General features: G+C 71.1%; 9 protein-coding genes and 1 pseudogene. 3 read left to right on the top strand and 7 right to left on the bottom strand.

Annotated features, from left to right (window positions below; all coding sequences use genetic code 11):
- Together VGE03_RS04655 and VGE03_RS04650 are read right to left on the bottom strand one after the other, a co-directional pair.
- Positions 1-260, bottom strand: a pseudogene (locus VGE03_RS04655) (hypothetical protein); the annotation flags it as partial.
- The gene (locus VGE03_RS04650) at positions 257-967 is read right to left on the bottom strand and encodes a cell division ATP-binding protein FtsE (protein WP_331045303.1); all 711 of its coding nucleotides are present in this window, start codon (positions 965-967) and stop codon (positions 257-259) included. The gene VGE03_RS04650 and the pseudogene VGE03_RS04655, both read right to left, overlap by 4 nt.
- A gap of 69 nt (positions 968-1,036) precedes the next feature.
- Between VGE03_RS04650 and VGE03_RS04645 the strand changes: the two genes are divergently transcribed.
- Together VGE03_RS04645 and VGE03_RS04640 are read left to right on the top strand one after the other, a co-directional pair.
- Positions 1,037-2,047, top strand: coding sequence for an MJ0042-type zinc finger domain-containing protein (locus tag VGE03_RS04645; protein WP_331045302.1), 1,011 nt, complete (start codon positions 1,037-1,039; stop codon positions 2,045-2,047).
- On the top strand, positions 2,040-2,573 hold the full coding sequence (locus tag VGE03_RS04640) for a phosphoribosyltransferase (protein WP_331045301.1): 534 nt from the start codon (positions 2,040-2,042) through the stop codon (positions 2,571-2,573). Before VGE03_RS04645 ends, VGE03_RS04640 begins: the two co-directional genes overlap by 8 nt.
- A 79-nt stretch (positions 2,574-2,652) precedes the next feature.
- Here VGE03_RS04640 and lysA read toward each other — a convergent pair whose 3' ends face one another.
- From lysA to argH, 3 genes are read right to left on the bottom strand one after another with little or no spacing between them, the layout of a single operon-like run.
- Positions 2,653-3,927: a diaminopimelate decarboxylase gene (gene lysA, locus VGE03_RS04635; RefSeq protein ID WP_331045300.1), complete on the bottom strand. Its 1,275-nt coding sequence runs from the start codon at positions 3,925-3,927 to the stop codon at positions 2,653-2,655.
- 21 nt (positions 3,928-3,948) lie between these two features.
- Entirely contained in the window at positions 3,949-4,185 is a 237-nt protein-coding gene (locus tag VGE03_RS04630) for a hypothetical protein (protein WP_331045299.1), read from the bottom strand.
- Between the two features lie 10 nt (positions 4,186-4,195).
- Complete coding sequence (argH, locus tag VGE03_RS04625) at positions 4,196-5,626, bottom strand: argininosuccinate lyase (protein ID WP_414644886.1); 1,431 nt, start codon at positions 5,624-5,626, stop codon at positions 4,196-4,198.
- Between argH and VGE03_RS04620 the strand changes: the two genes are divergently transcribed.
- Entirely contained in the window at positions 5,625-6,248 is a 624-nt protein-coding gene (locus VGE03_RS04620) for a TlpA disulfide reductase family protein (protein WP_331045297.1), read from the top strand. The two genes, argH and VGE03_RS04620, sit on opposite strands and share 2 nt — an antisense overlap.
- Positions 6,249-6,252: 4 nt before the next feature.
- On the opposite strand, the gene VGE03_RS04615 is transcribed toward VGE03_RS04620, so the two are convergent.
- Complete coding sequence (locus VGE03_RS04615; RefSeq protein ID WP_331045296.1) at positions 6,253-6,549, bottom strand: hypothetical protein; 297 nt, start codon at positions 6,547-6,549, stop codon at positions 6,253-6,255.
- A gap of 65 nt (positions 6,550-6,614) precedes the next feature.
- A partial coding sequence (locus VGE03_RS04610; protein WP_331045295.1) for an aldo/keto reductase occupies positions 6,615-7,379 on the bottom strand: 765 nt, incomplete at its 5' end.

The raw sequence follows: 7,379 nt of genomic DNA, 5'->3' as shown, positions 1-7,379 counted from the left end.
CGGACGCGGCCGTGCTCGAGACGCAGCACCGAGGCGCCGGCGCGCCGGGCGAGGGCCTCGTCGTGGGTGGCGATCAGCACCGTGGCCTCCGCCCCCAGCGCCCGGGCCCAGCCGTGCGCCGCCCGGTCCGCGGCCAGCGCGCCGACGGCCGACAGGCAGGCGAGGAAGCACAGCACGGCGATCACCGCCGCCAGCCAGGGCTCGCCGCCGGTGTCGCGGGGCAGGATCGGGGCCCGCTGCGGGAAGAACCGGCCGATCATGCGGCGCCTCCGGTCAGTCGTCCGTCGGCCAGGGTCAGCACCGTCGCGCCCGACCGCGCCGCCAGTTCGGCGTCATGGCTGGCGATCAGCACGGTGGCGCCCAGTTTGTTCATCGACTGGAACAGCTTGAGCAGCCGCCCGGCCATGGCGGCGTCCACATTGCCGGTCGGCTCGTCGGCGACGATCAGGTCCGGGCCGGTGATCACCGCCCGGGCGATGGCCAGCCGCTGCTTCTCGCCGCCCGACAGGGCCGGCGGGCGCGCCTCGACACGGTCGCCCAGCCCGACCCAGTCCAGCATCTCGTGCACATCGTCGGCGTAGTCGGCGGTCTTTACCCCGGCCAGCCGCAGGGGCAGGGCCACATTCTCCCAGGCGCTCAGGTGGTCCAGCAGGCGGAAGTCCTGGAACACCACCCCCATCCGGCGGCGGAACCCCGGCACGGCCCCGCGCGGCGCCGTCCCGGCCGACTCGCCAAACAGCTCCAGCGTTCCCGCCTGCGGCCGGACGTCCAGGGTCAGCAGTTTCAGCAGGGTCGACTTCCCGGCTCCGGAAGGCCCGGTAAGGAAGTGGAAAGAGCCCGCAGGCAAAGTCAGATCGACGTCCCGCAGCACGCCCGGCGTCTCCTCATAGCCGAACCCCACCCCGCTCAGGCGGGCTGTGGCGGGCGACGAGGCGGCATCGGCGGCGCGACGGGGCTGGACGGACATCAATTCTTGGATCGGTACGCGGCGGGGCCGCGAACGGGGGAGGGGCGAAGAGCCTCGCAGTCGGCGCATATGATACTGACCTGCCCGTCCTGCGCCACCAGCTATTTCACCCCGGACGACGCGATCGGGGCGAACGGCCGCACCGTGCGCTGCAAGACCTGCAAACACACCTGGCGCGCGACCCTCGACGAGCCGCTGGAGCTGTCCGCCGCCGCGCCGGAAGAGCCCGCCAGCTTCGGCCGTCGCGACGAGCCGTCCATCGAATCCCTGGCCGAGACGCCCGCGCCGGAGCTGCCGCGCGCCTTCCGCGCCCGCGCCGAGCAGCAGCGCCGCCTGCGTCGCGCGGCCACCCACGGCGTCATCTGGGCGGGCGTGGCCTCCGGCTTCGCCGCCCTGCTGGGCGCCGCCTGGCTGTTCCGGGTCGAGGTGGTCGACATGGCCCCCCGCACCGCCGCCGCCTACGCCGCCGTCGGCCTGACCGTGAACCCGACCGGGCTGGACTTTGAGGCCGTCAGCGCCCGTCCCATGCCCAATGATCCCGGCAAGGTCCTGGTCTCGGGCGCCCTGCGCAATGTGCGGGACAATGAGCGGATCGCCCCGCCGGTCCGTGTCGCCCTGCTGGACGCCCACGGCGCCGAGATCGGTCATGCCGTCGTCCGCATCGACGCCGCCCCGGTCCTGCCCGGCAAGGTCCAGGGCTTCGCGGTGATCATCCCCGATCCCGGCGCGCGCGGTCAGGGCATCGACGTCGACTTCGTGCTGGACGCGCCCGCCGCCTCCGGCCACGCCCCCGCCCATCCGGCGCCCGCTGCGCACGGCGACGAGAGCCACGACGCCGCCCCGGAACACGCCCCGGCGCATGCGCCGACGCCCGCGCCCGGTCATGCGCCGCAGTCCTCCGCCCCGCACGGCGGCTCGATCCAGCCGGTCTCGGCGGTGCGTGAAAGCACCCTGCGTCGCGGCCTCGGCTCCGGCGCGGCCGTCCCGCCGGAGATGGCCCCGGTGGACGCGGTTCCCGCTCCGGCGGAAAGACCTCTCGACTCGCACGCCCCCCGGGCGGTATCGCGGGGACATGGCTGACACCTCCCCGACGCCCACCGTCCTGCTTCCGGAACCGGAGGTCCAGCGCATCGTCGCCGACCTCGCCGCGCAGATCGCCCCCGTCATCGACGATGAGACCGTCGCCGCCGTCCTGCTGACCGGCGGCCTGTGGTTCGCCGCGGACCTGACCCGCGCCCTGTCGCGCATCGGCCGCAACGTCCGCTTCGACGCCCTCTGGCTCGCCTCCTACGGCGACGAACAGTCCAGCCGGGGCAAGATCGACGTCTACGCCGACTTCCAGCGTTCCATCGAGGGGCGCCGCGTCCTGATCATCGACGACGTCTTCGACACCGGCCTGTCCCTGGCCGAGGCCGTCCGCATCGCGAAGGAGAAGGGCGCCTCGGAGGTCCTGACCGTCGTCTTCGCCAAAAAACCCTGGCCGCTCCCGCGCGCGCCGGAGCCCGACTTCGTCGGCTGGGAGGCCCCCAACCGCTTCCTCGTCGGCTATGGGCTGGATCACGCGGGCGCCTTGCGCGGCCTGCCGGATGTGTGCGCGCTGGATTAGGTTTCAGGTTCTCGGGGCCAGGTTCTAGGGCGGCAATCACGGATCGTCCCTGAAACCTGGCCCCTAGAACCTGGAACCTTCAGAGCCAGTCCGCCTTCGGCTCCCGCGCCCACATGTCTTCGTAGCTCGGACGCGGCCGAACCACCGCCCACCGGTCTCCATCGACCAGCACTTCCGCCACCAGCGGCCGCGAATTGTACTCGCTCGACAGCACCGCCCCGTAGGCGCCCGCACTCAGGAACGCCACGAGGTCACCGGCTTCCAACGGCGCCAGCATCCGGTCCCGCGCGAAGATGTCCGTCGACTCGCAGATCGGGCCGACCAGATCGAACAGCCCGCTCTCGCCCTCGCGCGGCTCCACCGGGACCAGATCGTGGAAGGCGTCGTACAGGGCCGGGCGCATCAGGTCGTTCATGCCTGCGTCGAGAACGAGGAACCGCCGTCCGTCCGCGCGCTGGTTCACCTGAATGACCCGGCTGACCAGAACGCCCGCATTGGCGGCCAACAGGCGGCCCGGCTCGAACGCGGCCTCGACCTCCAGGCCGTCCAGAACCCGCGCGCACATGGCGGCGTAGTCGGCGATGGAGGGCAGGTCCGTCTGGCCGTGATAGGGCACGCCCAGCCCGCCGCCGAGGTCCAGCCGCGTCACCGCGCAGCCCTTGTCGCGCAGGGTCTCGGCCACGCCCCGGATCGTCCGGAAGGCGGCCTCCATGGGCCCCAGATCGGTGATCTGGCTGCCGATGTGACAGGCCAGGCCCACGGGCGCCACATGCGGCGAGGCGGTGGCGCGGACGTAGAGTTCAATCGCCTCCTCGACCGGCACGCCGAACTTGTCGGTGGCCCCGCCGGTGGTGATCTTGGCGTGCCCGCCCGCGCCGATGTTCGGATTGACCCTGACCGCCACCGCCGGCGCGGCGCCCTTCGACGCCGCCACCGCGATCAGCCGGTCCAGCTCGGCGCCGCTCTCCAGATTGATCTGGCGCACCCCCGCCTCGATGGCGAAGGCCAGTTCGGCGTCGGTCTTGCCTACGCCCGAGAAGATGATCCGGTCGGCCGGGATGCCCGCCGCCAGCGCCCGGCGGATCTCGCCTTCGGACACCGTATCGGCGCCGCAGCCCAGCTTGGCCAGCGTCGCCAGCACCGACAGGTTGGAGTTGGCCTTCACCGCGAAGGCGATCAGGCTGTCGCCCAGCGCGCCGCGATGATCGTCCAGCGCGCCGCGCAGCAGGCTGTAGTGCCGCGTCAGGGTCGCGGTCGAATAGACATAGACCGGCGTGCTCACGGCTTCGGCGATGGCGGGCAGGGGCACGCTTTCGGCGTGGAGGACGCCGTCGATCAGTTCAAAATGGTTCAAGTCAGGATCCCGGGGAGAGGATCAGCGCGGGCTGTTGCCCGCGCCGTCGAAGGGGGTCGAGCCGGGGCCGCCGTCGATCGGCATCTCGCGGTTCGGGCGGTTGACCGTGGCGGGCTCCGGCAGGCCGGCGGCCCGGCCGTCGCGCATGCCGCGCTCGGTGCGTTTCGCCGGCGGGGCGTCCAGGTCGGCCATGCGGCCGCAGGCGGCGGCGGAGACGGCGATCAGGGCGGCGACGCCCGCGATGGCAAGTTTCTTCATCCTGTACCCCTTAACCCAGCCGCGACTTCCACTCGGCGATGCGCTCCCGGACCTGTTCCGGGGCGGTGCCGCCGAAGCTTTGGCGGCTGGCGCAGGAAGCCTCAGGCGTGAGCACCTTGTACACCCCTTCCGTCACGCCGGGATGCAGCTTCTGCAGTTCTTCCAGCGGCAGTTGCGCCAGACCCACGCCCAGCGCCTCGGCCCGCTTCACCGCCGCGCCCGTGACATGGTGCGCCTGGCGGAACGGCAGGTTCAGTTCGCGCACCAGCCAGTCGGCCAGATCGGTGGCGGTCGAGAAGCCCGCGCCGGCGGCGGCGGCCATCTTCTCCGTGTTCGGAATCAGGGCCGCGACCATTGCGGTCATCGCGCCCAGCGCCAGATCGAGGGCGTCGAACGCCTCGAACACCGGCGGCTTGTCCTCCTGCATGTCCTTCGAATAGGCCAGTGGCAGGCCCTTCATCACCGTCGACAGCGCGACCAGCGAGCCCATGATCCGGCCCGTCTTGGCCCGTACCAGTTCGGCGGCGTCGGGGTTGCGCTTCTGCGGCATGATCGACGAGCCGGTGGTCAGGTCGTCCGGCAGGGTGACGAAGCCGAACATCGGCGTCATCCACACGACGATCTCCTCGGCCAGCCGCGACAGGTGCCCGGCGGTGATCGAGGCGGCGGCCAGGCTTTCCAGTGCGAAATCGCGGTCCGAGACGGCGTCCAGCGAATTGGCCATCGGGCGGTCGAAGCCCAGGGTCGAGGCGGTCATGTGCCGGTCGATGGGGAAGGGCGAGCCGGCCAGCGCCGCGGCGCCCAGCGGGTTCTCGTTCATCCGGGTCCGGGCGTCGGCGAAGCGCCAGGCGTCTCGCCCGAACATCTCGACATAGGCCATCAGGTGGTGGCCCAGCGTCACCGGCTGCGCGGTCTGCAGGTGGGTGAAGCCCGGCATCAGGTCGGCGGCGTGCTGTTCGGCGCGGGCCAGCAGGGCCTTCTGCAGCCCCTTCAGCTGCACCACCTGCCGATCGCAGGCGTCGCGGACCCACAGGCGGAAGTCGGTCGCCACCTGATCGTTACGGCTGCGCGCGGTGTGCAGGCGGCCCGACGGTTCGCCGATCAGCTCGTTCAGGCGGGCCTCCACATTCATGTGGATGTCCTCGAACTGGTCGCGGAACGGGAAGCGGCCGCCGCGGATCTCGTCCTCGATGGCGTCCAGCCCGCCCAGGATGGCGTCGGCGTCGGCCTGCTGGATGATCCCCTGCGCCGCCAGCATGCGACAATGCGCGCGCGATCCGGCCAGGTCCTGGGCCCACAGGCGCTGGTCCACGCCGATGGAGACGTTGATCGCCTGCATGATTTCGGCCGGTTTGGCCGAGAAGCGACCGCCCCACATGTCTTGACCTTTGGCGCCCCCGGGGGCTTTGGTCACGGGATCGGAGGGCGTCTGTTCGGACATGGCTATCTCGAAGGCGGTAATCGGCGCGGTTGCGGGCGTGCTGCTGATCGGTGTGATCGGCGGCGCGGCGGTCCTATACGCCAATCCTGCCCTGCTCGACAAAGCCGCAACGCCTGAACCGCCCGCGAAAAGCGAACTGGCCCGTTTCGCCACCGGCACGATCGCCCGTCTGGAGACCCCGGCGGCCCTCGAAGCGGCCCCGGCCTATGTGTTCAAGACCCGCGACGGCGTCGATACGCGCCTGTCCGACTTCCGCGGCAAGGTGGTGGTGGTGAACCTCTGGGCCATGTGGTGCGCGCCCTGCCGCACCGAGATGCCCACCCTCGCGGCCCTGGCCCAGCACTATGACGGCCAGGACGTCGTGGTCCTGCCGATCAATGTCGACGCCACCGCCGACGCCATCGCCGACGCCCGCAGCTTCATCGACGTGCATGAGCCGCTGCCGATGTATAGCGACCCCAAATTCCAGCTGCCGTTCGAACTGCCCGGCAAGGGCAAGATGCCCCAGACCGTCCTGCTGGACCGTCAGGGCCGGATCCGCGCCCACTTCTCGGGCGAGGCGGACTGGGCCAGCCCCGAAGCGAAGGCGTTGATCGACGCCCTGCTCGCGGAGCCGGCCTGACGCGTCAGTTGCCGCGCGTGTCGCTGGCGGTCTCGGCCTTCTGCTGATCGGCCTTGGCGGCCAGCTCGTCGGTGGCCTCATCGACCTCCTGCGCCGCTTCCTGCGCGCCGGCCGAAATGGCCGAACCGACCTGCGCCGCCTCTTCCTTCAGGGCCGAACCGGCTTCCTGGGCCGCTTCTCCGGTATTGGCGGCGGCGGCGTTGGCGTCGGCCTGGGCCTCGTCCTGTTCGGCCTGGGTGCAGGCGGCGGCGCCCAGCGACAGGGCGGCGACAGCGGTCAGGGCGGCGATACGAATACGCATGGCGTTGTCCTCTCGGGTTGAACCTGAGCGGTTAACGCCAGCCGCCCTGACCGGTTGCGACCGGCTCAGCGGTTGATCATCGCCTGCGCCGCCGGTGTGTAGCGATCGCCCGTCAGCGGGATGTCCCCCAGCCGGTCCTCGATGGCCTGCAGGTCGGCGGCGGTCAGCTCGACCTCCGCCCCGCCCAGGTTCTCCTCCAGACGGTGCAGCTTGGTCGTGCCCGGGATCGGCACGATCCACGGCTTTCGGGCCAGCAGCCAGGCCAGGGCGATCTGCGCCGGGGTCGCGCCCTTGTCGGCGGCGATCAGTTTCAGCTGCTCCACCAGGGCGAAGTTGGCGTTCAGGTTCGTCGCGTCAAAGCGCGGCACGGTGGCGCGGAAGTCATCGGCGCCGAAGGTGGTGTCCGGGGTGATGGCTCCGGTCAGATACCCCTTGCCCAGCGGGCTGAACGGCACGAAGCCGATGCCCAGCTCTTCCAGCAGCGGCAGGATCTCCGTCTCCGGCTCGCGCCAGAACAGGGAGTATTCGCTCTGCAGGGCCGTCACCGGCTGCACCGCATGCGCCCGGCGAATGGCGTCGACGCCCGCTTCCGACAGGCCGAAATGGCCGACCTTGCCCTCGGCGATCAGGTCGCGGACCGTCCCGGCCACGTCCTCCATCGGTACCGAGGGATCGACCCGGTGCTGGTAGAACAGGTCGATGTGGTCGGTCCGAAGGCGCTTGAGAGAGGCCTCCGCCACCTGCCGGATGCGCTCCGGACGGCTGTTCAGCCCGCCCGTCCGCTCGCCGCTGTCGGTGATGTCGAAGCCGAATTTGGTCGCGATCTTCAC

This window comes from Brevundimonas sp., from assembly GCF_036400995.1.
GTDB lineage: Bacteria > Pseudomonadota > Alphaproteobacteria > Caulobacterales > Caulobacteraceae > Brevundimonas.
This window is presented reverse-complemented; position numbering and strand designations above follow the sequence as displayed.

Bases quoted from the DNA above. Each gene is read 5' to 3' on its own strand.
- VGE03_RS04645 (WP_331045302.1), top strand. From the start codon at position 1,037: ATGATACTGACCTGCCCGTCCTGCGCCACCAGCTATTTCACCCCGGAC.
- VGE03_RS04615 (WP_331045296.1), bottom strand. From the start codon at position 6,549: ATGCGTATTCGTATCGCCGCCCTGACCGCTGTCGCCGCCCTGTCGCTG.
- argH (WP_414644886.1), bottom strand. From the start codon at position 5,626: ATGTCCGAACAGACGCCCTCCGATCCCGTGACCAAAGCCCCCGGGGGC.
- VGE03_RS04620 (WP_331045297.1), top strand. From the start codon at position 5,625: ATGGCTATCTCGAAGGCGGTAATCGGCGCGGTTGCGGGCGTGCTGCTG.
- VGE03_RS04640 (WP_331045301.1), top strand. From the start codon at position 2,040: ATGGCTGACACCTCCCCGACGCCCACCGTCCTGCTTCCGGAACCGGAG.
- VGE03_RS04650 (WP_331045303.1), bottom strand. From the start codon at position 967: ATGTCCGTCCAGCCCCGTCGCGCCGCCGATGCCGCCTCGTCGCCCGCC.
- VGE03_RS04630 (WP_331045299.1), bottom strand. From the start codon at position 4,185: ATGAAGAAACTTGCCATCGCGGGCGTCGCCGCCCTGATCGCCGTCTCC.